This window comes from Edaphovirga cremea (genome assembly GCF_003332275.1).
Classification (GTDB): Bacteria; Pseudomonadota; Gammaproteobacteria; order Enterobacterales; family Enterobacteriaceae; genus Edaphovirga; species Edaphovirga cremea.
Map to the genome: position 1 here is coordinate 89,476 of NZ_QOVA01000002.1, position 24,941 is coordinate 114,416.

Sequence of the window (24,941 nt, forward strand, 5' to 3'; positions counted from 1 at the left end):
GATGGGAGGTGCCAGTGAAAGTGACCATGCTGCATGTGGCGCAAGCGGCTGGTGTGTCCAAAGCGACCGTTTCCCGCGTTTTGAATCGTACCGGACAGATCAATCCATTGACCGAAGCGCGGGTTTTTGCCGCCATAGAGGCGTTGGGTTATCGTCCCAATACGCTGGCGCAGGCGCTGGCGACACAGCGCTCCAATACCATTGGGCTGATTATTTCAGACTTCTGCGGCCCCTATTTCGGAACGTTGCTCAAACAGGCAGCGCGGCAGATTGAAGCCGCCGGTAAACACTTAATCGTGACTGACGGCCATGATAACGCCGCGACTGAACGCGTGGCGATTGACCTGCTGGTTGAACGTTGCTGCGATGCCATTGTTATCCATACCCGCCGGATGGATGAAGACCAACTGATGACGCTGATTAATACGCTGCCGGTTCCGCTGGTGGTGATGAACCGGCCTTTGCCGCAGCGACCAGAACACAGCATTTACTTCGATCAGCAGCAGGGTGCGTGGCTGGCGGCGCAACATCTGGTTTCTCTCGGGCATCGTGAGATCGCCTGCATAACCTCGTCACTCGGAACGATGACGGGTTTGCTGCGGTTATGCGGGTTTCATCAGGCGCTGTCGGAAGCCGGGATTACGCCTTGTGAAGCGCTGACTGAGCAGGGGGATAACGAGATTGCGGGCGGATATCACGCCTGCCAGCGACTGCTCTCATGCGGCGTTACGTTCACGGCGTTATTTGCCTGCAATGATGACATGGCAGTGGGTGCATTGCGCGCGCTGTCAGAACACGGGATTCAGGTGCCGCAACAGGTTTCGCTGGTGGGATTTGATGACGATCCTCTGGCGCAGTATATGACGCCCGCGCTGACTACCGTGCGTCAGCCCATCAGCGAAATGAGCCGCGTCGCGATCGATCAGGCGCTGCGTCTCTCTGCCGAACTGCCGCTCGACCCCATTTTGCCGTTCAACGGTCAACTGGTGGTGAGGGAGTCCAGTCAACCGTTGAGCGTTAATGCCATTGATTACGCAGGCTAAAAAGGAAATTGGCGGCCAACCCTGCGTCAGCCATCATTTCTCGCCTTACTAACCGTTGTTCGCCAGTTCCGACACCAACTGATTCACCCCATCACTCATATTGGTGAAGCGGGTTAACTCGGTGCGGGTGACCACGACAAATACGCCGATGTTTTTATCCGGCACCATCGCCATATAGGTAATGAACCCGCCACCGCCGCCGGTTTTCTGAATGATTCCCGGCTGACCATTCTGCGGAGCCATATACACCCAGCCCAGACCCAGCGCATCGGCTTTACCCGGAACATCCATACCTTTCAACTGCGTCAACTGATCGCGGCGATAATAGAGTTTCTGCTCCCGATCGGCCTGTGGATTACGTTTGGCGATGTTCGATGACAGGAACTGCTGCATCCAGCGCTGCATATCTTCAGGCGTGGAATAGACACCGCCGCTGCCGATCGCCGCCGTGGTGCTGATGCACGGGCTGGCACCTTTACCGACCATCAAGCGTGAACATTGCTCTGGCGACGGCGTATAGGTGGTGTCTTTCATCCCCAACGGAAGCGTAATTTTTTCATGGAACAGCGTGGGATAAGACTTGCCTGAGGCATTGGCCAGCGCATCCGCCAGCAGATCGTAAGCCAGATTGGAGTAGTTCGCCCGCACGCCCGGCGGCACGCTGACCGGCGCAGCTTTCAACCACTGCCAGCGATCGGCACGCGTAGGCCAGGTAAATACCGACCTGTGCGCGACTCCGCCTGGTTGCTCGCGCGGCAATCCGCTGGTATGCGTCGCGAGGCTCAGCAAGGTAATCGGTTTTTTGGCGTTATACGCCGGTACACGGGTCCCGGAAGGCGCATATTTGCGCAGCGGATCGTAAAGTTTCACTTTGCCTTCATCCGCCAATTTCACCATGACTTCGCTGGTCATCAGTTTGGTCAGCGACGCAATGCGGATCAGCGAATCTTTACGTGGTCTTACATCATCCCCCGGACGGGTATCCCCAAAGCTGCGGAACACCTGCTGATTACCATCAATGACGACCAATGCCATCCCCGACGCACCGCTGTTATAGAAGATATGTTCGGCATAATTATCAACTACCTGCGACGAAAGAAGCTCCGTTTGTTGCAGGGCATAGCTGCTGACAGGCATTGCCGCACATGCGATGGCCAGCAGCGAAGAGGAGAGGGTTTTCAACAAGGGTTTATCCATTTTTATCAGCGAAAAAAGAAGTCAGGCCGGGGTTAGTATAGTAATGCAAGTGTACATTTTGGTAGCATGAAAACGTTACGAATTTTGGGGCGGACATTCCTGGCGATATCTGACTGGCCGCGCTGTAAAACATAAGGTGCTTTGTTACGCGTTAATGTTTACCATTTTTGCGGTTGTGCACATATAATGCGCATCCAGAAAACACTGGCCTTAACTTGAACATCTCATTACACCGCCTCTGCGGTTTAACTCACCAGGAATATGAACATGAAAATAAGTATCCGTGCGTTTTTCACGGTGCTTGTGGCATTCATTGCGATTAGCCGATCAGCCTTTGCCGTTGTATATCCACTGCCAGCCAATAACAGCCGCCTTGTTGGGGAGAACATTCAAGTTGTTGTCCCTGCCGGTAACACATTGCCGCTGGAGCATTTCGCCGCACAATACCAGATGGGGCTGAGTAACCTGCTGGAGGCAAACCCAGGCGTTGACGTCTATTTGCCAACACCGGGTACCGTTCTGACGATCCCTCAGCAACTGCTCCTGCCGGATCTGCCGCGTGAAGGCATTGTGATAAACAGTGCAGAAATGCGCCTTTACTACTATCCGAAAGGCTCCAATACCGTGGTGGTATTGCCGATCGGTATTGGTGATTTAGGAAAAGATACCCCGTTGGACTGGACCACTACCATCCAGCGCAAGAAAGATGGCCCAACCTGGACGCCGACCGCTGCGATGCATGCTGAATATGCCGCGCGTGGCGAAACCCTGAAAACCGTATTCCCAGCAGGCCCGGATAACCCGATGGGCTTGTATGCGTTGTATGTAGGCCGTCTGTATGCCATTCACGGAACCAATGCGAACTTTGGTATTGGTTTGCGCGTCAGCCACGGCTGTGTGCGTTTGCGTGCCGATGACATCAAATACCTGTTCAAGAACGTACCGGTAGGCACCCAGGTTCGGTTTATCAATGAACCGGTGAAAGCCACGACGGAACCAGACGGCAAGCGTTACCTGGAAGTGCATAACCCACTGTCAGCCGACGAAGAAGAATTCAACTCTCTCGAACCGCTGCCGGTTACGCTCACCCCAGCCGTAAATACCGTGCTGCAAGACGTGACGGTTAATCAGGACGCGGTAGCAAGAACCATTCAATTGCGCTCTGGCATGCCGAGCCCAATTAGCTGATAGCCTGCCCACGCTGGGTAAGCGAGCAAGACGCAAGGGCAGCCCCAAAAAGGCTGCCTTTTTTAGTGCAGGAAATTTGGTGGAACAAAATAATCACCCGCAATGCACGGTTGAAAATGCACCAACCAGCGGGTTTGAAAGGGTAAAAAGGGCAAGCAAACCGGGCAAATGCCGTTTTTTTCAGCACTTAAGCGACATTTGACGGGATAAGTATTGCGTGGTGATCGCCACTGGGTATAATGCTCACGTTTTCCGCATACTACTTCAGTGCCGAAGTGGCGAAATCGGTAGACGCAGTTGATTCAAAATCAACCGCCTTCGGGTGTGCCGGTTCGAGTCCGGCCTTCGGCACCATAGTATGAAATTAAGTCACCTTAGGGTGGCTTTTTTTATGTCCGTAATCTTCCATTGACGTCCATATATTATTGTTAAATAACATATTTTGCATTCCCTTGTTCCTTTGCGAGCTGTCTGCTTTATCCACAGTGGTCTTTTTTCGTCCATTGACATCCAGATGATTTGGGGGTCAAGATGAGGGTCAACCCACTTCGATAATGAGTTGACCCCCAATTATGGCCCTGACAGACGTTGTAGCTAGAACCGCCAAGCCTCGCGAGAAAGCCTACAAACTCGCGGATGCGCATGGCCTGTATCTTTTGGTAAATCCTAACGGCTCTAAGCGCTGGTATCTCAAGTACCGTTTTGCCGGTAAGGAGAGCCGGATTGCTTTTGGTGCCTATCCGCTGATCTCGTTGGCCAAGGCCAGAGAGAAGCGCGATGAGGTACGGCTGTTGTTAGCCGATGGCATCAACCCGGCAGAAAAACGGGAAGTAGAAAAAGAAGAAGCGCAGGTTGCGCTGAATACCTTCGAAAAAGTGGCGTATGACTGGTTCCAGCAAATTAGTCAGAATCGCTGGTCAAAAACGCATGCTGAAAGGGTATGGCGTGATATGGAACGCAATATTCTGCCAGCGATAGGGCAGCGACACATTGCTGACCTGAAAGCCAAAGACTTGCTTGAGCCGTTGAAAGTGGTGGAGCAAAACGGCCATCTCGATTTGGCGTCACGGCTGCGCCAGCGGGTGACCGATATTATGCGCTATGCGGTGCAGAACGATCTGATAGAGCGTAATCCCGCCCAAGATCTCTCTGGGGCGTTAGCTTCGCCAAAAGCCACCCATCGCCCTGCTTTGAAACTGGAGAGGTTACCGGATTTTCTGGCAAGGATTGAGCACTATAAAGGGCGGACGTTGACCACCTTAGCCTTAAAGTTAACGCTATGTGTCTTTATCCGCTCCAGCGAACTGCGCTTTGCCCGTTGGACTGAAATCGACTTTAAACGTGCTATGTGGACCATACCGGCTGAACGTGAAGCGATACCGGGTGTAAAACACTCTCAACGTGGGGCAAAAATGCGTACCGAGCATTTGGTGCCTTTATCCCGGCAGGCTTTAGCACTGTTGGAAGAGATCAAGGCGATTAGCGGCAACCATGAGCTTATTTTCCCCGGCGATCATCGTCCTACCAAACCCATGAGTGAGAATACCGTCAATAATGCGTTGCGCGTCATGGGATATAACACCACAACTGAGTTGTGCGGGCATGGTTTCCGCACCATGGCCTGTAGCGCACTGGTTGAGTCAGGGCAGTGGTCAAAGGACGCAGTAGAGCGGCAAATGAGCCACCAGGAACGCAATAGCGTGCGTGCGGCTTATATCCATAAGGCTGAACACATCGAAGAACGTAAGCTGATGCTGCAATGGTGGGCGGATTATCTGGATGCGAACCGCAAGGCGCATGTGGTGCCGTATGAGTTTAGGTTGTAACTAAATAGAATAAAAATGGATTTCTTATTATAATTTTTCATAATAAATAGGTATCTATCTTTCCTTTGTGCCCTACTATTAAATAAAAATAAATCATGGAAGGTGTAATTATATGTTTGATAGCCACGTTAGGGATTTTGCTCAGAAAGAAGAGAGAAAATTATTAGAATTAAACTTTCGTAATTTCTTGGAAGATGAACGTCGCTCAAGCGGAAGAGATGACATGATGCGTGATTACGCACGGATCTTATATTCTTCATCCTTTAGGCGATTACAAGGAAAAATGCAACTACTAGATATTGATCACAGTAAGTTCACAAGAAATAGATTGACACATAGTTTAGAGGTTGCGCAAATTGCTCGCTCAATAGCTACAGATTTAGGTTTAGCAAATCCTGTTGTTGCTGAGTCAGCATCTTTAGCTCATGATTTGGGTAATCCTCCTTTTGGGCATAATGGAGAGATAGTTTTAAATGAACTTATAAAAAATCAAGGTGGGTTTGAAGGGAATGCTCAAACATTTAGAATATTGAGATTGCTAGAAAAGAAACATCATTCCTACTCAGGCTTGAATCTTACAATCAGAACATTATTATCAGTGACAAAATATTTTTATACTAAAGATAGTAATCCTAAAAAGTTTTTATATGATGAGGATTATTTGTTTTTAAAAGATGTTTTAGAAGAAAAAAATATAAAATTAACAAAAAGTATAGATGCTCAAATTATGGATCTTTCTGATGAAATTGCTTATGCAGCGCATGACTTAGAAGACGCACTAAGTATGGGGTATATTACTATGGGAGAAATTCTTCATGAGTTTAAAATAAGTGATGAGTTTAATATGGCTTTTGATGATATAAATAATATTTATCAATTTGTACATGCTGACGCCTTGAAATCTCATAGATTAAATACTTCAGAAGAGTTTTCTTTAGTTGAGAGAAAAGAGTTTACCTCACAGATCGTGAATACTCTTTGTAGGGATATAGGTATGGTTGATAGTAATAGTAATAGTAATAGTAATAGTAATAGTAATAGTAATAGTAATGTTACTGTATTGGGGTATAAAACAAAAAATAAGTTGGCCGTTGGATTAAAGAAACTTTTATTTAAAGCGGTTTTAAGAAAAAGAAATATTCAATTTTACGAGTTAAAAGGTGAGAATGTTATTCGAGGGCTCTTCGAGGTTTATACTAGTCAAACTAATAGGGGGAAGTTATTGTTTCCACCTGAAATAAGAAATCAATCTGATTCTATAGAGAGGTTAGCTGTCGATCACATTGCAGGCATGATGGACTCGTTTGCCATTCAGGAGTACGAGCGTTTCTTTGGTAAAGGAAGTTCTGATGTAATAGTAAAAAAATAACGTTATGTTTTTAATGAATTTCTTTTTTGATATCAAAAGATATAATGAGACTTCATATGGAACAAATAAAAATTAGAAAGGAAAAACTTTCAATATACCTTGCAAGAAATGTGAATAGAAAAGATGAGGAATTGATCAAAATTGAAAATGCTAAGAAAGGTATAGAAATTTATATAGATGAGAGTGAATCCTCTTTTTTATATGCTAAAAATAGTTTTAAAAAGACTCCATCGTGGACAAAAATGTTTACCTTAACTGAAGGCGTGGAGTCAGAGTATTTCGGTGAATCAAGTAATGTTGGTGCTGTTTTTATTATGAGAGTTTTTGGAAGTGCCTTTATTTTATCATTTGGTACTGGTTTTCATTTGATAAAAGATGATGAGATAGAAAGAGACTTCGGTTTAAGAGTGACTTTAAATTCAGTAGATCCAGATAAATTAAGAAGTTTAGATAAAGCTAGTTATGATCATAACCCATTGAATTCAAGAACACAGAGTACAAGAGATGTAGATGTTTTTAATCTTCATTTAGACTCAGAGTCTGAAATGCTTTATGCAGTTACAGGGGCTTCCTTAGTTAAAGAATTTGGTAACCAAGTAACGGGGCGGGATGCTCTTACCATCGCTGTAGAAACTACGCTGAATGAAATACCAGGAATTTTGCATGAAGCTATTTTCAGATACAGAATGAAATTACCTGACAAGTTTTCTTGGGTTGATAACATTAATAGAGTCCGCGATCTGGATGAAATTGAAATTCTTGATTTAGAGTTAGATGATTATTTGTCATCTAATAATTACTCTAATTTTTGGTTAGGCGAGCCTGAAATAGTCGACTGGGAAGATCAAATTGGATATTCATTTGATATGTATCCGCGAACCCCAAGGCATGTTATTCTGACATTAGATGACTATGTGCAACACATCAATAATGAACCGATGTGTGTGACTAACCTTAAAAATGATGTTGTCCACATAAACAATAGTGAATTTTCGTCAATAAAGTCTTGGTCAGTATACAGATGTTTATATGCTGAAATTGATTTTGGTAATGACCATTATATATTAAGAAATGGTGTGTGGTATAAGATAAATCAGGATTTTTTGACAGAAGTCGATTCTTATTTAGTTGACTTGGAAAATTATGGTTTTAAATTCCCGGTATATGAATATGAGAGGGAGGAGTTTTACAATGAATATGTATGTAAAAATAATACTGATTTTTCTTTAATGGATAAAAAGAATATAAAAATAGGAGGTGCATATGATAAGTTAGAACACTGTGATCTTATTAGAAATGGCAGTGATTTTATTCACGTCAAGTATTATAGAAGTTCCAGCACGTTAAGTCATCTATTTTTCCAAGGTATGGTTGGCGCAGAGGCTTTTATTAAAGATAAGTCTTATAGAGAAAAATTAAACCCTAAACTGCCTAAATCAATAAGGCTGAAAGATGCCGGTTTGAGGCCTAACCCAAAGAAATATACTATTGTTTATGCTATTGCTACAGTTAAAAACATACCTGAAGAGCTACCATTTTTTTCAAAAGTAACATTAAAAAACACCCTAAAAACACTGAAGGCACTTGATTATAATGTGGCAATTGCAAAAATAGATGTATCTCCATTTATTCTTAAAATAAAAAAATGCAAACCCAAGAAAATATAAGATAATTTCATTTAAAGAGTAAGTGCGTAAATATTATAATGTTAATATATTTTTACGTTAAGTGATTTTTTATTGTTGTAATCATTTATATAATGATAAGTGTTGGTGGATAAATTTAACTTATATTTTCGGACTTTTGTGCGTCGGCAATTCATGGGATATGGCACCATAACAGAAGTGTACAAGGACGGTTTTCTTACTATAGCTTGTGTTGAATTTTTTACTTTTTCAACCATAAAAAAACGAGGCGAGGTTAATGAGATTTCTATTCGTTATCTCGTTGACTCTCTTCAAGTATTAACTCTATGCTCTTTATTTTTGATATGGTTAAGCTTGTTTTCCAAATATATACACCAAATAATACACAAGGTAAAAAAATGATTAATAAGAGCAAGAAGGTGTGAGGTTTTATTTTATTATCAAAAATTGAATATATAATTATGAAATTACTCTGAGATATTACCATGATTGAAATTATTCGAGTAAAAACCCAATCAAATAGCCAAAATGTCCATCCTGTGTCGAGTGTAAGATTCCCATTTTTATTATTTATATATTGACTTGACTTTTCAAAGAATGTAACAGGAAGATCTTGTTTTTTTATAATGTCGAATAATGGGATTACCTTGTTAATATTCCTTATGCCTGTTAATTTTTGCAATGCTAGCTTCCGTTGCTCTTGCTCTATTTTCTTTATATCATCATCATGTAATGATGGTAATTTCAATAGCTCATCAAGATCTTTTATTTTCTTTTTTGTTAAGTGCTCAATAAGATTTAATGTTTCTTTAGGTGAGCTGAATATGACCTTTAAAAACCAAAAGGCCACAATTAAAATTGCAGCACTCATGCTTATTTTATTTTCTATTATTAAATTGATAAAATCCATTTATGCTATTATCCTTACTAAAAAAACTTTATTAAATTTATACTCCGAAAACATGCTTGTCTAAATTAATAACCTTGAAATAATATTAGACAGTACGTGATTTATAATACGCAAGTATCACATCCGCCAGATCATCTTCCACCGCATAGAAATAACATGCCGGAATATTCATAACCGAAGCTAACCGGCATGCCAGTTCAAAGTCTGGCGTATGGATACCGCGTTCGTACTGATTCATGCGGGCGCTGGCCGTTGCTTCATCGATCCCGGCCAGGATCCCTAAGCGTTCCTGTGACAGGCCAGCCTTTAAACGTGCGGCTTTTAAGCGATGGGGTAGCATGAGAATCCTGATTTCAAACGTGCCTTGTCGCGATTCTCATCTGTGTGCCTTGAAAATATACTAAGTAATACTTAGTATTGCTGTTTACTTGAGATCTTAACGGGAGCGGGTATGACACCACAAAAAGACTGGCATCAGGCGGATATCATTGCCGCATTACGGAAAAGAGGGACCACTATGTCAGCGTTATCACGTTCGGCAGGGCTAAGCTCGTCAACACTTGGCAATGTCCTTTCTCGTCCATGGCCGAAAGGGGAATGGCTTGTGGCAAACGCACTTGAAATACACCCTGCGGAGATCTGGCCCAGTCGTTATTTTGATGATTCGGGGAGATTACTTGATAGAAAGGCCAGAGTAGAAAAGGGGGAATGATAGGTGAGCGTTCAGAAAGAGTTTCTCCCACTTTATCCCCCACTTAAGTGTGGGCCACTTCTTCCCCCACTTTGTTTCTGAGCTTAACTGAAAAGTGTTATTTTTTAGATGGTTAGTTTATCGCCCCCACTTAGCGTATATATACATCCGGGAAGTGGGGGAATATGCTGAATATTAAAACCCGATAGCCAGATTCCCCCACATCTCCCCCAGTTAATCCCCCACTTTATTTCGGTGCGGTAATGGTGTGATGTGCTCACCGTCGAATGCGATCAAGCCGTCTTTTTCCAGCTTGTCCAGCCAACGGGCAAACTTCTTGGACACATCAAATCCCATCGCTTTCATATCGTCTCTAACCAAGGCGCGGGTGCAGCTATCGCCGCTGGCCGTGCGTGAACGAATGGCTTGCCACAGGGCGACATGATTTTCCGTCAGCCGAGAAATACCGGCTAAATCGGGATCGTTAGCGACATCATCTTCCCTGACTTCGCGGCCTTCATCGTTCAGTACCAGTGAGGTGATCAGGTCACCGTCATCGTCAACGTACAGGTCGACAGAATTCAGGTCATAGGCGCGTCGTGACGGCTCTTCTGCATCTTTCATTTTGGTGCAACTGAGGATCAACGCGCCGCCATCACCCTCACGGCGCACGTTGAACTCCACATCTAAAGCGGCCCGAAAGGCGCTAGAGCCGCGTGCGCCTTTGTCCTGATCTTTACCAGAGTGGTGAATAATCAACACCGTAGCCTGCGTTGCCGCTTTGATGTAGTCGCACCCTTGAATGAAAGCGCCCATGTCTTTGGCGGCGTTCTCATCTGAACCACCAAAACAGCGGGCGAGCGTATCCAGAATGATCAGGCGAATCGGCATACCGGTTGCGGCCTTAACATCGCTGGCGGCTTGTATCACCTGTTGCACGCTCTCCGGGCTGGCCGGAAAGATGGGGCAGTCGACGCGATAAAGCGCATCAATTGGGCTACCGCCGTTAATCGTCTGTTCCCATGCCCGGATACGGCGGGGAACGCCGATCCCACCTTCACCAACGACATAAATCACGGCTCCCTGTGTAACCGGTTTGCCAGCCCAGGGTTTGCCGGTGGCGATATGGCATCCCCAAGATACAGCCAGGAAGGATTTATAAGATCCGCTGGCACCGTAAGCACTGGCAACAGACGAACTGGGTAAATAGCCTTTAATCAGGTAATCCTGCCGCGTATCAAAGCCGTCAGAACCTTTACGCAGAGGAAGTGAGGTGTTGAATTCCGGTGCAGTGTAGTCAATGCGGGTAAGAGGTATCGGCATGGTACTTGGTTTATAGCGTTGTTGGTTGAAAGCGGTTTTGGTGGCTTCAAGGCCGTATTGTTGGCGAAAATCATCCCAGTCGCAGAGAGTAGTGGCAGGGGGTAATGAAACCCAGCCATCCACGGCTAGCGCGGCCTTTTCTGCCAGCTCTTTACCGATGTTGGTTGAACCATCGGTGTGAATGTCATGATCGCCCGCCAGAATAATGGTGGCCTCGGGATACTCATTGCGTAAGGCTTTGGCGGCATTCATCAGGTTGTTGGCAGAAACCGCCGCGACAACTGCCGCTGTTGTGATCTGGCTGAGAGTAAGGCCGGTAGCGTAACCTTCAGCGATCACGATGGTTTCAGGTGCTTTTGGGAAATTTACCGTGATAAAGGCCCCTTTTAACTGAGAGCCTGGCATTAGCCGTTTCTCCCCGCTGGCATTGATCAACTGTGCGCCGGTGAGTTCACCAGATACACGATACAGCGTTAGCAGAAGGCTACCTTCATCGAATGTAATGCCGCTGATTTGCATTTTTTGTTGTGCGGTCAGGCAGGGAAGAATGGCGGATAGACCCTTGGCTTTCAGATACGCGCTTTCACCACTGCTTGCATGGGCCAGCATATGATGGATTTTTTCCTGAGGCGGTAAACGGTTAACAGCTTTTTCCCTGGCTGGCGCTGTGGATGCTGGTAATGTCAGACTCGCCACCAGTTTTGCAGCGGCTGACAGATCGCATTGCTTTACCAGGGCGATCAGATCGAGCCCATCACCATGACCACATTGATTACAGAACCACGTTCCCCGGTCTTGTTTGTCGTCAAAACGGAAACGGTCTTTCCCACCGCAGGCAGGGCAAGGGCCGTGCTTCCCTCCAGGTAGAATAGAGATATTCAGCGCAGCAAGAACAGACGGCCAGCGGTGGCGGCACTTAGCGGCGATATCCGAGACAAATTTACTCATCGTTAGGCACCTCCGCTTCCAGTGATTGATTCAACTGGTTGAGACGCTCCCACAGGATAAACGTCAGCAGTTCTTTAGCGAGGGGGTTACTCAGTTCGATGATGGCATAAGCCAACGCCCTGCATTGATCGATGAGTTCTTGCAGCGTAAGCGGTGTGGGGTCATACATGATGCACCCCCGCAGAAGAAATGAAGAATTGCGGGTATAAAAAAGGAAGGGTAGTAGCCATAGGGCCGCCTCCGTTGGGGTATTTTTTACGCTACCACCAGAGACGCCAAGCCCATTGGGTGGTAGCCCGAACAGGGTTGGCGTACCGGCCCCAACGGATACCGGCCTTCCTTTCGGAAGCCCTGCCCGGACTACCATAGACAACAGGTGTGCACGAGCATTTCTCAAATACACTCTGTGTGCGTATTTGAGAACCGTCAGGGGATTCGGAACGCCAATTCCGGCTGCGGATTTTGCCGCAGCATCGGCATTATATCGTAAATGGCCCGCCAGAAAAAAATAAGAATTTATCATTTGAGCGACTCCTCGCGTTTGTTGATACGCTCAGCAATCCATGCGTTCACTTCGCTTTCCACCCAAGCTACAGAGCGGGAACCGATTTTGACCGCAGGAGGAAAACCGCCCTGATTTATCAAAAGGTAAATCCATGATTTCTTGAATCCAGTTTTTTGCATCACATCCGTTAAGCGCAACAACTTGATATCCGCCATGATTAGTCCTCCTTCCTGCTGTAAACGCGCTCAACGTAGCGCCCTCTACCATCACCGTGCCCAAGATCCATTGACGTGAGCGCCCTGGCTTCACTGCGAGAGAATCCCTGTGACAGGTAGAAACGGATAGCGTCCTGCGCCCATGCGTAGCGCAGGCTGTGTGGGGAATAATGGCCGGTGAGCCCTAAGCGTGCGGTATGAGAGCGCCAGAAGTTCATGGCGGTTTTTAAATCGGGTTTATCGATCAATTTGCCGTTACGTGTTTGAGCAACCAGTAAAGCGTCTTTTACCGCCTGCTGAACCGCGTTGCGATCGATGATCCGCGTTTCACGTGGCCTGCCACCTTTCGTACCAAAAACAACGGTGAGAGTGGATTGATTGCACTCAAGCTGTTTCTCCCATTTTTTCAGTGAGCTAGCACATTGCACCGCCTCTTGGGAACGTAACCCCAGCAACCGGGCAAGTTGAAGAGCACAAGCCAGCCCTTTGTCATGCTGTTTTGCGCTTTGTAATACGGCCTGGAAACGTTCTTCCGGGAGCGCGAACTTGGTGCCTGCTCGGCTCGCTCCGCTTAATCCCAGCGCTTTATTGGTCAGACGTTCAGACATGGCTAGCTTTTCCCTACCCGCCATCTGAAACACCGTGCGCAGTGCCGACATTTCGTTATGAAGGGAACGGATCGCGATACCTGCCGATTGGCGAGCGGCAATATAGCTTTCGATATGCTTGGATTTTAGATGTTGAACATCACGAACCTGAATATTGAGCGCAAGCAGGTGACGGCAAAATCTATCCATAATGCGGGTACGATCATGCACGGTTTTAAAGCTACCGCCGACTCGCTTCGCCAGCATTTTCATTTCACGGCTTAATTTACTCATAGCAAACTTCTCACAATATCAACACGCTGCATTTCTCTGGCGCATGGGCTAAACGGCAGAAGCATCAAGATGATCTGCCTGGAACGATACCTGTGCGCCAGAGCGGCAGCAGTTGAGGTATGGCGGGGTATCGGTAATGCACTCTGTGCAGCCTCCTGCGATGCAGGTATCCCCTCAGGCCGTTGTGGCCTGCCTCGGTATCAGTTCAACTCCCCTGTAAAAAATGGTCAGCCCGACGTAGAACATGTGTGTCAGATGCATGACTTTTGTGTGAAGTTGCGTATCTCTAAGGCTGAAGTGGGTCCGTGCTGCGGCGTCACTTTCACAAGTAAAAGTGACGCCGTGCACCAAACGCAGCAGGGCAGGCGCTAGCAGATGCCTTTCGGCATAGCAGAGCGCAGCCAGCAGCGTTTATTGGACGCTAGAGATTTTGGGTATAGATAACTTGAGTTGCAGCGGGGCAACCCGGATTAAGGATGTGATGACAGTTGCGCTTTAGCAGGTCTGGGGCTTAGAAAGCCGTTGCCTGATAATGGCTAGTCGTCACTTGGTTGAAAGCCAATCACAGTATCCTCGGCTGGCAATACTGGCGGCTAAGAAATGCTTGTTGTTAGCCATTTCACTGGGATAAGTATACCTTCATCGCATTTACTGCGATCCCCGCTTTCAAAGGCTCAGGGGGGTTACCGCTCTTAAAGCGCTTCCTTTCAGGTTTCGGTAGCTTTTTAGTGGTCGCTCGAAAGCGTCAGTCTCAGACCACACTCCATTCCTTATGACTTTGGGTTTGTGACCACCCGAAGGCGTTTCTCGCAGATCACTCGTATCATCCTGATACTGGAAACATTGGGTGCTGTCATCGACAGCGAAGTAACGTGGATAAAATTACGACAAAGCTTTACTGACTTCAAGTGCTTTGATTCTGTGATTAAAGAGAGTAATCTAGCACTAAGTGCTATAGTTAAGGTGACAGGATGTTAGCCTAATGCGTGTATTTAAAACCAAATGGTTCACCAAAGCTGCTAAATCCCATGCTATTAAAGATAGTGATTTGTGCCGGGCTATTGATGCGGTAATGGAAGGGAAAGCCGACGATCTCGGCGGTGGAGTTTACAAAAAACGCCTGAACCAGAATCGCGATCGCGCCATCATCCTTGCTAAAGGTGGAGATCATTGGTTTTACACGTTCTTGTATGCCAAGCAGGATATGGCAAACATTGATAATCGCGAACTAGCCGGATTCCGCGAGTTAGCAAAGCACTACGCTGCTCTTGCTGATGAAAAGATTACGGCACTGATTAAGAGTAAAGAACTGGTGGAGATTTGCCATGACCGCAAAAACTAAATTCAAAAGTCCTGCATTTGAAGCAATCCACAGCGCGGCTTCTGGGTTATTCAGCGTTGATGCTATCCCACAGGAAACCATGCGCAACTTTGACAAAACATGCCTCAATAGTGTGGAGGATCTTCAACCCCTTGAGATAAAGGCACTGCGTGAGAAGCTGAACGTCAGCCAGCCGGTTTTCGCTAGCTACCTGAATACCAGTGTTTCAACGGTGCAGAAATGGGAAAGTGGCGTAAAACGCCCTAGTGGGTTATCGCTGAAACTGCTTAGTGTGGTGCAGAAGCATGGGTTGAAGGTGTTGATTTGACAGCTTTGCACAGACTTATTATTTTTAATGACAATTTTGGAGGATAAGTTTTGCACAAATTCCGGCAGACTAGACTACATAGTGCCTAGAGAAAATAATTTCACCCCATATATAGAATTATAATTGCGTCCATTGATTGTTCAAGGGATTGCTGGCTTTTTAGGCTGGTTACTTAGTATTTATTGTCAACACAATTGATTGAAAATTGCTACGAAGCAGAGTAATGTTCATCATATTGAATTTACAACCTATACTTATGTGTGAGCAGATTCGTTGCGGCTTTACTTTAACTATAAAACCGCGTGTGTCGTCGGTGTTATTAGAAGAATCTACTATGAGTAATGTTTCAGAAAAAAAAGGAATGCCGATATTTTTAGATGAAACTTCAAGGAGTATTTCTGACTCGTTGGAGGAAGTTGAGATGGATTCATGGTTTCCTTCAAATAACGCTGCTCAAAAACTATGGCGTTGTTTGGAGTGCCTACGAGACTTGGATGATCTTTTAGTTGACTCAGCGAATCAAAAAAACTCTACGAAGAGAAAAAGAAAGTTAAAGATAGCACTGACACCCCTTCACTCCTTAGTTAAGTCTGTGGATGATCTTTGCAATGATATTCAGAGTAATAAAGAAACTCGCTGCCTTCTAGATGAATCAAAAATTAAAGATGTGTCAGAAATTCAAGAATTGTTTTCTCGCCTTCTTCCTCATGATCATAAGGCTGATATATCTACGGTTAGAAATAAACTTTCTGCACATATTGATAAAAACATGCACCCTTCAGAAGCTCAAAAAATTAGTAGTATAATCACGTCAAATGAATTCGGTCGGTGGTTGCATATTTGTTTACATTTGGTTTTAGATTTAACGAAGCTAGATATTTATCACTGGTCTTGTAAGCCTCCCAGCGATGAATATATATGTTTCATGCAAAATGAACCATTTATTGTGACGATTAAGGTTGAAGGAGAGGGGGCTCCAGCCCTAGTTGCAATAAATATTGCTAATAGTTCCCCTAGAAATGTTATACCTGAGATTGTGCAACGTCTTGTTTCACACTCACAATGGATGTTTAAGAAGAACCAACCAAGAATTTCGAGTTTAAAAGAAGATAGTCTAGATGATTGGAACACATTTAAGAAATATTCATATATTCACGAACCAAACTAACGCACTGGAGAGATCTGAGTCAGATGCAGTATGAGGCTGACAGTGATTCATCAACATTCGGTGCCAATAAATGTAAAGGATAACCTCTAAAAATGAATTATTTAGTTGACCATTGTGCATCAGAAGTGGATCCTAATACTTCCTACTTTTGGTGATCCAGCGATCGTTTAGAGGTAAAGCATGAAATTACTAATTTTTAATGAGAATTTAATTAAAATAACTAAGATGCTATTTTTTTATGAATGAAAAATTTAATTGAAGCCATTGCCAGGTAATATACATAATAAGAACATGATTTCTGCGTTGTATTCCTTTGGAGATAATATGAACAAACCAGATGTTGGTGTAATTTTCGAAGAAAGTCTTCCCAGTGAATTTTTTGAGGATTTTGAAAGTAACGTAAAAGCAGAGGGCTTGAATCTGGTTGTGGAGTCTAGGAAGCCACTAGGCCTGATGGCGTGTCCAGAGTGGTTTATACTTCCCGTTGTTGTTGCATTTATCGGCAAAAGCTATTTTGATGGCTTTTTGAAAGAAATGGGGAAAGACCACTATCAATCTATGAAAGAAAGTTTTTCAAATTTAACAAATAAAGTAATGTGTAACCCAAGAATTGAGCCAACACTGTTTGGTTCTCAGGGGAAGATTATTACCCATAATCCCTTTTCTCTTGCATTTTCAATTCTCGCTGAAGCTGAGAATGGATACACATTCAAACTGCTGATACCGAAGTCAATCAGTGGTGACAATTATGGTTTAATTGCCAATAGATTTATGGAGTTTCTTTCCGATTACCATCTGGGGCTTAAAACCTTAGAGTCTATAGGCTGTGTATTCGAGGGCCAAAGGCCTCCTTCTAACATAATCTTCGTTCACTATAATTCATGCAGTGATTCTATTGAATGGCTAAATGAAAAAGATTATCGCTAAATGGCATATAACAAACATGAACATTTCCCCTCTGTTCAAGACACACGACTGCTAGGGCGTATCCCGTAACTTTATTTGTACAAATCAATATCGTTATAACTGTGAAAAAACACTCTTAAGCGATAAATGACGTCCTGAAAACGCTCAATACTCAACCAAGAATCACATTTTGGAAATGATTCCTAAAGTACTTTTGGGTGTGTAGGGAGGTTAAGGGACACAGCCTAGTAATACCTGTATTATGACCTTAGATCCATTGGTCCGCTTTTTTCTCAGATCGTGTGAAAGTAGTTCGGTAGATCCTGAACTACTACTTGCTGGGATTTTCGCAACACTTGTCGCCTGCCTTGGCCTTCTAATATGATGGGTAATATTGTAATGTATTTTTTAATTAGTATACTAATGTTTTTAATAAAGCGGCAAGGGAAAAATGTGTTTATCAGAAATGAATGGCTCTATAAGTCGGTCGCTAAGACCAAAAAATGGTTAGCAGTTTTCATACAGCCTGCACCAGAAGAAGATTTTGAACAACGCTTATCTTACCGGAAGACAATAGCGCTGCTTTGTATTGTCTTCCGGTGCAGGAGCTTGCTTGTTAGGTGTTGTCTATAAGATAACGAATTTTGTCTGCTGTTTTCTGCCCACATTTATCAGCCAATGGCTTGCAAATATCAATTAATTTAATTCCAAATATTAGATTCAATACGGTTATAATTACTAACACCAAAAATACCAGTGACTTATTATCAAGGTTACCAAGGTCGCTGATGGAATCTGGGGTCGTGTAAATTAGACCGTAACCTAGAAAAAATACCCATAAAACTATGATTGAAACTAAAACTATGCGATTAACATAAAGAGATATTTTTCCAATAACTCTATCCATTTTCTTAACTTGTGATTCAACTACTTTTTCCACCTCATCCAGCCTGCTCCCTAACTCTTCTGTATAGATCTTTTTTGCTTTATCAAGAATTGTATTTACTGAACCAAACATATTGTCATCAGATGAAAACGCTTGATCCATCAACTGGTCTCTTGCTGCCATACTGTGAATCAATACATGATAATCATGTTCAGTTATTTTTCCCTTATCCTTGAGACGGTTTACTTCATTTATATAATCTGACCATAATGAATCTGAAGGTAGGAGAGCTGAATAACAATTAGCAACCAATCTGTCTTTTGGTAGGTCAGCTGTTTTTTTGACAGACTTCATCCAAACCAATGATGTGAAGACGTGGTCACCCATGCAAACCGATGCATTAGAGTGCCCATATTGCTCATTAAAAAACAAGGTTGACAACCTAGCTAACTGTGCATTTGTTGTTATGAAAATTGCGATACACCTATCAAGGTAGTCTTGTCTTCTTCCTTGCCGTAGTTGGAAAATTGCTTGTAGACATGCTATATCGTGAGCGCGTGCTTTCTCGGATTGATGTTCAAATACTCTGGTGAGTTTTTCAGATAGAGCCGTTTCATTCAACGAGTATGCTTCAATTATTTCGGGTTTCTCCTCAACAAATATCCCATTCTCATTAAGCTTTTCTTCAAGCATGTTCATTATTATCAGCAAGTCAGAAGGTGTTATTGAATTTTGATTAATATAATCAAAAACATCACTTGGTTTATTTGGTCTTAGTCTTCCATATTGGTCAAGTTGGTTTAGTGCAGCGAAGAAAATACCATACAGTTCGTCAAAAGTGTTTCTAAAACAACGGGTTTTTACTCCCATATCGCTTAGCATTTCCATTAGCTCCTCACACGGAATGCATAGCTCTCGCTGAGAGAATCCCAGAATTCTTACTAGAAACTGAGTATCGAAATACACTACAACATTTTTAAGTGGTTTATTCTGAATATCAGTGGTATTTTGTGAGTAATAAAATGTTTCTGTTAGCATGGAACCACGAACAAATGACAGAATTGATTCAAATGAATCCTGGTCATATTTATTAGAATAAGCCACGAATTTTGAAACTAAAAATTTATTTTTATCAGAGTGTGAGGCCTTAATTTTCTCAGCTTCATTTAGGTTTACAAAAAGTAATGGAGCTATGTCATATAAGACCTCAAAAAAATATGTTGAAGCGCTTTCCTCTTCAACCTCTAACTCATGATGCTCTTTACAGTAGTTTACAAATTTTATAACTAGGCCATTGTATCGGCGCTGCTCAGCATCTCGAATGATAGAGAAGTTGGAGCTTTTAATACGCTCTCTTTGTATTTTATAAATTCCGTGCGGTTGTTTTTCCAATAGTTGGTACTTTGTAGTGGCTCTTTTTAACAAACTAAGTACTGCACCTGTCGGGATCTTAAACTCTGAGATTTCAATAAATTTCTTCTTGAAATCATCAACAGAAAAAACGTCCTCGTTCATTTTATCCAGTGCTTCATGCACCAACGGGATATAGTTATCTAAAATGTCAGAGCCTTTTGTGTCCCAATTTACTCTAACGACTGCCATGTTTACAAGAAATCTATCCATGTTTTATCTCACATTTGATGTATTTTATATTCGTTTGCTAAGAACACGTAGATGCCAAGACCTCTACATTGCGTTAGCCTCCGCATTTTCATGGTTAGCTAAAAAACCAGAGCCACAATTAGTTTATCAAATAACGAAGCAACAGATGGTAGCATGACTAAACATAGCATTTTTTTCATTGGGTTGGATACCTATAAAGAGTTTGTGGTAGTCGTTTATGTATAAGACCATCGTGGAACTCACCTGTTCATTTTGGCCGAGTATCACCCGTTAAAGTATAGGCATCTATACCCTTCATGCTTCAACTTGCTTTGGTGTTAGCTGCGTCCGTTCGCACCAGTTACATAGTTATCTATGCTCCTGGTGACTCTCGGACTGGCTGCCTATAAACAACTCGAATTATTTTAGGTATACATATGCTGGTTGAATTTTAACCAACAAAAAACTCTCCCTTGGTTATACAGATCGCTAGCTGAATTTAAATAATTAAAACTATCAAAAGGAATAGGTTTTGCATGCACAGTCTTACCAGTAGTATTTTTTTCATTTAATGAGTAGGTGTCTATGCCGCTAATATGCTTATAAAAAAGCTTGTTCGAGTAGTGCTCGGTGTTAAAATGTTGCCTTTTGCTATTTGGCTTCGCTTGTATTTAGACGACTGCACATCTTCAGCGGAGCTTAGGCATTTGTTTGTCACCCTACAATTGTGCAGCTGTATTCGGAATCTTCATTATTATTAAATTAATTTTGGTTTGCTTTAAAAGGGAATGATTATTAAGCCACGGTTACTTAATAATTCCTATTTCGTTTCATTCGTAAAAGCCTACGAAGGCTGAATTAACCAAGTATCAAAATCGGCGGTGAGGATCAGTATATTCATGGCTTTTAGTGTATCCCAAAGGATACGATTTGCAATCGTAGAGTCTATTTTTTATGCAGCAATTTCCATCAAAAAACTGTGTAGGGGTCAGAAAGGGGGTCGGTAAAAAATTCACTATAATTTAAAATCAACCATTTCAATAAATTGTATTTATAGTACGAGTCCGGCCTTCGCACCATAATTAGGAAAAAAGACGCCCTAAGACGTCTTTTTTCCTTCAATTCAGGAAAATCATTTCCCAATATCCACATTGCGCCAATTTCAACTATGCAGTTCCTGAGAAACTTCCCCAGCATCAACCGGCATATCCAGCGTTCTATAAAGTAGATCAATCCGTTCCCACAACACATAAGTCAGTAGCTCTTTGGCTGAGTGATCTTCCACTTCGAGAATGGCATAAACCAGTGCACGGCAATGGTCGGTGATTTCACCGAGTGACAGCGGAGTATTGTCATACATGATGCACCTCCGCACGACTGGTGGCAGAGAAGCTGGGAAAAGAGGTGAAGAGAAAGAGAACTGAAACAGAAGCAAGAATAGGCATATTGGCCTCCGGACTGAAACGGTGAAAAAGCTACCTTCAGACTGATTTCCGGAACGCCAATTCCGACTACGATTTACCGTAGTGACTGGATTATATGGCACGTTGCTGTAACGAAACAGGGGATGATTTAAGTTTCGATAAGAGATGCAATAGGGTGCTTAGATTTCATGTAATACCATGAAAATAATAGCATTACTAATGATGTGGCATGACTGGAGTATCGATTGTGTGAATACACTCTTTCAAGTTGATTACTCATTTTATCAAGAATTCTAACGACGCAACCACCTCGCAAGACCTACGGCTTAGAAGGCCGTTGGTCACGACCTTACGCAGATAACCAAATAGTATGCATGTGAATTTAGATACTAACCGGCATAAATATAGCACCATATGGGTTTGGGCGGAAATAATCGGCTTGCGGTACTATTTACAGCTTATAAGGCATTGAAATGGTGCTTTCCTCGGAGTTCACCTCCCCAGCATCCGAAGCAAAGGAAGCGTCGAAAGTTCATGCAGACTCACCCGCCAGACGGGAGCAGTGGTGATGATATGTATTTATTTCAATAATCTATAGCCTGATAGCGAGGGGGTACGTACATGTCTGGCGATGCGTTATCACGCTGAAAGTGTTGCTCCCTTTTGATTTACCTGCGTCCCCTCTCGATCTAAATCGCCAATGAAACGAAACAAAAACCATCGTTTCATTGGCAGCATAGGCTTAGCGCCGTGTGTCTTGTAAAAAATCGGCAATCAACGATGCCAACTCTTGTGGCGCTTCAAGAGGTGGATGGTGTCCGACACCTGCCATGATTTCGAGGCGGGCATCGGTAATAGCATCGACGATCTCCTGACTTAGTTCGAGCGGTGTTGCAATATCCTTGTCACCGCAGACAACAAGAGTGGGCGCCTTGATATCGGCCAGCAGGTTCCGGCAGTCCTGACGATTAAGTGTTGCGGCATCAAGTGCCAGGGTTATGCCGATACGATCGTGTGCCAGCATAATAGTTCGCTCCTCTGCCAGTAATTCAGCGTTATCACTGAACCACTGCGGTGCGTTGACCAGGCGTTGAACATTTTCCAAAGCGGTAACCCGTTCTGCATCGTTGCCCTGCAACAGAGTATGCCGCAGAGCCTGCCAGTTCGGGATACGTTCCGCATATTCGGCGCGAGCGCTGCTGCCGACGATTATCAGACGCGAGATCAGTTCCGGGTGACGCGCAGCCAGACGCATTCCGACCATGCCTCCCTGACTGTGGCCGACAAATGTCACTGGCCCTAACGACAGTTCTTTTATCATCAAAGCCAGGTCAGCGGTGATGTTATCGAAGCTCCAGCCCTGTGGGTCAAACCCGCTTTCACTATGCCCTGGCATATCTAAAACAATGCAGCGGTAGTGTTTTTCCAACGCCGCAACCTGCGCCTCAAAAAAAGTACGATCAACAAATAACCCATGACTGAACATGACAACCGGGCCATTCCCTCTATCGGAAAAGGCATACTCAACGCCATTCAGACGAATGCGCTGTTTCTGCCAGCAGATGGATGGGTCAAATGCCCGTGACAAGGACGCTGAATCTTCAAAAATCTGGTAGCGTGCAATCAAACCGTCGCGAAGCGTGAAGAGGATGACAAAATCACCACTGAATGCGTTCCCGGTTGAGATCACGCTGTGCCGGAAATGACCGTGCACGACAACAGTATTGTCTGACGCGATGAGTTGCTCAATAGTAAAGGTCTGTGGCTGGAAATTTTGAGGAAAAGATTCAAGCCATGTGCGTACTTGTGCACGCCCGGCCAGCAGGCCAACTGTCGACACATGTGTACTGCCGTCGATATGCCAGATGACATCTTCAGTCATCAGCTCCAAGGCCGCGTCTATATTGCCAGTCGCAAATGCGGCGAAATAGTTTTCGACGAGTTCGGTAGGCGATAAGGCGGGGCGAGATATTCCAGGTTGCATTGTCATCTCCGTAGTTCCTAAGTTAAAAAGAAAAAACTGCTTCTCTATATGGCAGTTATCTGTGTTTGTATTATTATTTGCTTTTTCTTTTTGCAAAACTACGGACAAAATCGGCAAGGGGCTTTCTAAAAATGGAAAATATGGATTGGAATGATCTGCGTTTTTTTCTTGGCGTTGCCCGTACCACCAGTCTGAGTGGCGCATCGCAGACATTGCAGGTTAGCCCATCTACCGTTGCAAGACGGATTGCGGCGCTCGAAAACAGTCTCGGCACCCATCTTTTTGTGCGTCATGCCACCGGCTATTTTCTGACTGATCACGGGCGCGATGTGCTGCGTCAAGCCGAAGGGATCGAAGAGAGTATGCTGTCACTGGCAAAGGGGGTGGCCGATCTGGATGCCAATGTCTCAGGTATTGTCAGACTGGCGACGGCAGAAACACTCGCAGTTCACCTGATCGTGCCTGCACTACCGCAGTTGATTGAGCGCTATCCAAAACTGCAGCTTGAGATCATTACCGGTGTTGGCATGGTCGATCTGCAGCGTTATGAGGCCGATCTCGCCCTGCGTTTAGTGCGCCCACAATATGGCAATCTGGTTATCCAGAAGCTCGGCACGATGGCTTCTGCCGTTTATGGCAATGCAGATTACTTGAGCCGACATCCGGCCACACCGGAAAACCCCCTAAGCGACAGAACTTTTATCATCTGGGATAAAGCCCATGCCCATTTACCCACTGCGCTCTGGCTGGAAAAACATCACTGTGACCGTAATCCTGCACTGGTCACCAGCAGTGTCTCCACACAGTACGCGGCCGCCAAAGCCGGTATCGGTTTGGCGCTGCTGCCATGCTTTGTGGCAGTCAATGACCGAACACTGATTGAAGTGATTCCTGCCGACAAGGTTTTTTCAGAGGAACTCTGGCTGGTCACACATACAGACCTCAGAGCCTCTGCACGCATTCGTGCGGTCGTCACGTTTTTGCAGGATATTCTGGCAAAGGCGTCACCTTCTTTTTTATGACAAAGGCGATCCCACTCCTCAATTAGACAACGCTTGTGGAGTACCTGCATTTTTGTATCCATGGAAAAGAAGGGGGAGCCGTTGGCTAATGCTATGGTGATTGGCATGCTCACGGAGAACTATTTATTCAATTTATCGCTAGAAAATAAACAGGTCGCACATGGCGACCTATTTTCTTTATCTGTGACGACTAAATGCAACTTTTTATTACCCCAGTACTTAGATTAGTTCTGTACTGTAATGTTCCCGCTTGTTCATAGAATTTTATGGAAGATCCAGAGGCAGTTGTCGTTATATCGGCAACTTCGATATTCTCCGCTGAAAAAACGGTAAAACCGTCACCATATGGCTGGATATTAATTACCCCATAGCGAATGTTCATTTTTTGCCATCCGAAGAGTATGCACTCAGAAACAGCCTTTGCCGATTTTTGGGACTCAAAAGTCTGGTCAGGACCTCTCGTTCTGAGTTCACTAATCGAAGAGCATCCAGCCAGGCCAAGTAGTATCAGTACTAGAAGTGTTTTTTTCATGATAATTATTTCCCGGAAAAATAAAT

At 44.2% G+C, this 24,941-nt stretch carries 22 protein-coding genes, 1 tRNA gene and 1 pseudogene; 12 read left to right on the forward strand and 12 right to left on the reverse strand.

Annotation, left to right across the window (positions count from 1 at the left end):
• Positions 1–14 precede the first annotated feature (14 nt).
• Positions 15–1,043, forward strand: a complete 1,029-nt coding sequence (locus DRI82_RS03340; protein WP_342768531.1) for a LacI family DNA-binding transcriptional regulator — start codon at positions 15–17, stop codon at positions 1,041–1,043.
• A gap of 48 nt (positions 1,044–1,091) precedes the next feature.
• Here DRI82_RS03340 and ampH read toward each other — a convergent pair whose 3' ends face one another.
• The gene (ampH, locus tag DRI82_RS03345; protein ID WP_114192093.1) at positions 1,092–2,240 is read right to left on the reverse strand and encodes a D-alanyl-D-alanine-carboxypeptidase/endopeptidase AmpH; all 1,149 of its coding nucleotides are present in this window, start codon (positions 2,238–2,240) and stop codon (positions 1,092–1,094) included.
• A 267-nt stretch (positions 2,241–2,507) separates the two neighbouring features.
• On the opposite strand from ampH, the gene DRI82_RS03350 reads away from it, so the two are divergent.
• The 5 genes from DRI82_RS03350 to DRI82_RS03370 all read left to right on the forward strand — a co-directional run bounded on the left by DRI82_RS03350 (position 2,508) and on the right by DRI82_RS03370 (position 8,290).
• Positions 2,508–3,428, forward strand: a complete 921-nt coding sequence (locus DRI82_RS03350; RefSeq protein ID WP_114192094.1) for a L,D-transpeptidase family protein — start codon at positions 2,508–2,510, stop codon at positions 3,426–3,428.
• A gap of 269 nt (positions 3,429–3,697) precedes the next feature.
• Positions 3,698–3,782: transfer RNA gene (locus DRI82_RS03355), tRNA-Leu, on the forward strand.
• 218 nt (positions 3,783–4,000) lie between these two features.
• The gene (locus DRI82_RS03360; protein ID WP_114192095.1) at positions 4,001–5,254 is read left to right on the forward strand and encodes a tyrosine-type recombinase/integrase; all 1,254 of its coding nucleotides are present in this window, start codon (positions 4,001–4,003) and stop codon (positions 5,252–5,254) included.
• A gap of 112 nt (positions 5,255–5,366) precedes the next feature.
• Positions 5,367–6,623 carry a dGTP triphosphohydrolase gene (dgt, locus tag DRI82_RS03365; RefSeq protein ID WP_114192096.1) on the forward strand — a complete coding sequence of 419 codons (1,257 nt, stop codon included), beginning with the start codon at positions 5,367–5,369 and terminating at the stop codon, positions 6,621–6,623.
• A gap of 56 nt (positions 6,624–6,679) precedes the next feature.
• Positions 6,680–8,290, forward strand: a complete 1,611-nt coding sequence (locus tag DRI82_RS03370) for a TIGR04141 family sporadically distributed protein (protein WP_114192097.1) — start codon at positions 6,680–6,682, stop codon at positions 8,288–8,290.
• Between the two features lie 265 nt (positions 8,291–8,555).
• Here DRI82_RS03370 and DRI82_RS03375 read toward each other — a convergent pair whose 3' ends face one another.
• Both DRI82_RS03375 and DRI82_RS03380 read right to left on the reverse strand, forming a co-directional pair.
• On the reverse strand, positions 8,556–9,179 hold the full coding sequence (locus DRI82_RS03375; protein ID WP_114192098.1) for a hypothetical protein: 624 nt from the start codon (positions 9,177–9,179) through the stop codon (positions 8,556–8,558).
• A gap of 85 nt (positions 9,180–9,264) precedes the next feature.
• A complete protein-coding gene (locus tag DRI82_RS03380; RefSeq protein WP_114192099.1) occupies positions 9,265–9,519 on the reverse strand; it encodes a helix-turn-helix transcriptional regulator in 255 nt (84 codons plus the stop codon).
• A 111-nt stretch (positions 9,520–9,630) separates the two neighbouring features.
• Here DRI82_RS03380 and DRI82_RS03385 point away from each other — a divergent pair, with 111 nt between their 5' ends.
• Complete coding sequence (locus tag DRI82_RS03385) at positions 9,631–9,891, forward strand: helix-turn-helix domain-containing protein (RefSeq protein WP_114192100.1); 261 nt, start codon at positions 9,631–9,633, stop codon at positions 9,889–9,891.
• Between the two features lie 213 nt (positions 9,892–10,104).
• On the opposite strand, the gene DRI82_RS24210 is transcribed toward DRI82_RS03385, so the two are convergent.
• From DRI82_RS24210 to DRI82_RS03405, 5 genes and pseudogenes are all read right to left on the reverse strand, one after another.
• Entirely contained in the window at positions 10,105–11,193 is a 1,089-nt protein-coding gene (locus DRI82_RS24210; protein ID WP_241680040.1) for a helicase RepA family protein, read from the reverse strand.
• 63 nt (positions 11,194–11,256) lie between these two features.
• Positions 11,257–12,141, reverse strand: a pseudogene (locus DRI82_RS24215) (primase-helicase zinc-binding domain-containing protein); the annotation flags it as partial.
• A complete protein-coding gene (locus tag DRI82_RS03395; RefSeq protein ID WP_114192102.1) occupies positions 12,134–12,664 on the reverse strand; it encodes an ash family protein in 531 nt (176 codons plus the stop codon). The pseudogene DRI82_RS24215 and the gene DRI82_RS03395, both read right to left, overlap by 8 nt.
• Entirely contained in the window at positions 12,661–12,861 is a 201-nt protein-coding gene (locus tag DRI82_RS03400) for a helix-turn-helix transcriptional regulator (RefSeq protein WP_076942934.1), read from the reverse strand. Before DRI82_RS03400 ends, DRI82_RS03395 begins: the two co-directional genes overlap by 4 nt.
• Positions 12,862–12,863: 2 nt before the next feature.
• Positions 12,864–13,742 carry an integrase domain-containing protein gene (locus DRI82_RS03405; RefSeq protein ID WP_114192103.1) on the reverse strand — a complete coding sequence of 293 codons (879 nt, stop codon included), beginning with the start codon at positions 13,740–13,742 and terminating at the stop codon, positions 12,864–12,866.
• A 982-nt stretch (positions 13,743–14,724) separates the two neighbouring features.
• On the opposite strand from DRI82_RS03405, the gene DRI82_RS03415 reads away from it, so the two are divergent.
• The 4 genes from DRI82_RS03415 (at position 14,725) to DRI82_RS03430 (ending at position 17,486) form a co-directional block, all read left to right on the forward strand.
• Positions 14,725–15,084 (forward strand): type II toxin-antitoxin system RelE/ParE family toxin, encoded by a 360-nt coding sequence (locus DRI82_RS03415; RefSeq protein ID WP_114192104.1) that lies wholly within the window; start codon positions 14,725–14,727, stop codon positions 15,082–15,084.
• Positions 15,068–15,391 carry a helix-turn-helix domain-containing protein gene (locus DRI82_RS03420; RefSeq protein WP_114192105.1) on the forward strand — a complete coding sequence of 108 codons (324 nt, stop codon included), beginning with the start codon at positions 15,068–15,070 and terminating at the stop codon, positions 15,389–15,391. Before DRI82_RS03415 ends, DRI82_RS03420 begins: the two co-directional genes overlap by 17 nt.
• 334 nt (positions 15,392–15,725) lie before the next feature.
• Positions 15,726–16,559 carry a hypothetical protein gene (locus DRI82_RS03425; RefSeq protein WP_114192106.1) on the forward strand — a complete coding sequence of 278 codons (834 nt, stop codon included), beginning with the start codon at positions 15,726–15,728 and terminating at the stop codon, positions 16,557–16,559.
• 324 nt (positions 16,560–16,883) lie between these two features.
• A complete protein-coding gene (locus DRI82_RS03430; RefSeq protein WP_114192107.1) occupies positions 16,884–17,486 on the forward strand; it encodes a hypothetical protein in 603 nt (200 codons plus the stop codon).
• A gap of 595 nt (positions 17,487–18,081) precedes the next feature.
• Here DRI82_RS03430 and DRI82_RS03435 read toward each other — a convergent pair.
• From DRI82_RS03435 to DRI82_RS03445, 3 genes are all read right to left on the reverse strand, one after another.
• On the reverse strand, positions 18,082–19,974 hold the full coding sequence (locus DRI82_RS03435) for a hypothetical protein (protein WP_114192108.1): 1,893 nt from the start codon (positions 19,972–19,974) through the stop codon (positions 18,082–18,084).
• 1,141 nt (positions 19,975–21,115) lie between these two features.
• A complete protein-coding gene (locus DRI82_RS03440) occupies positions 21,116–21,313 on the reverse strand; it encodes a hypothetical protein (protein ID WP_114192109.1) in 198 nt (65 codons plus the stop codon).
• An 806-nt stretch (positions 21,314–22,119) separates the two neighbouring features.
• The gene (locus DRI82_RS03445) at positions 22,120–23,367 is read right to left on the reverse strand and encodes an alpha/beta fold hydrolase (RefSeq protein ID WP_245956761.1); all 1,248 of its coding nucleotides are present in this window, start codon (positions 23,365–23,367) and stop codon (positions 22,120–22,122) included.
• Positions 23,368–23,492: 125 nt separating this feature from the next.
• Here DRI82_RS03445 and DRI82_RS03450 point away from each other — a divergent pair, with 125 nt between their 5' ends.
• Positions 23,493–24,383 (forward strand): LysR family transcriptional regulator, encoded by an 891-nt coding sequence (locus DRI82_RS03450; protein ID WP_114192111.1) that lies wholly within the window; start codon positions 23,493–23,495, stop codon positions 24,381–24,383.
• 190 nt (positions 24,384–24,573) lie between these two features.
• On the opposite strand, the gene DRI82_RS03455 is transcribed toward DRI82_RS03450, so the two are convergent.
• Positions 24,574–24,915 carry a hypothetical protein gene (locus DRI82_RS03455; protein ID WP_114192112.1) on the reverse strand — a complete coding sequence of 114 codons (342 nt, stop codon included), beginning with the start codon at positions 24,913–24,915 and terminating at the stop codon, positions 24,574–24,576.
• Positions 24,916–24,941 lie beyond the last annotated feature (26 nt).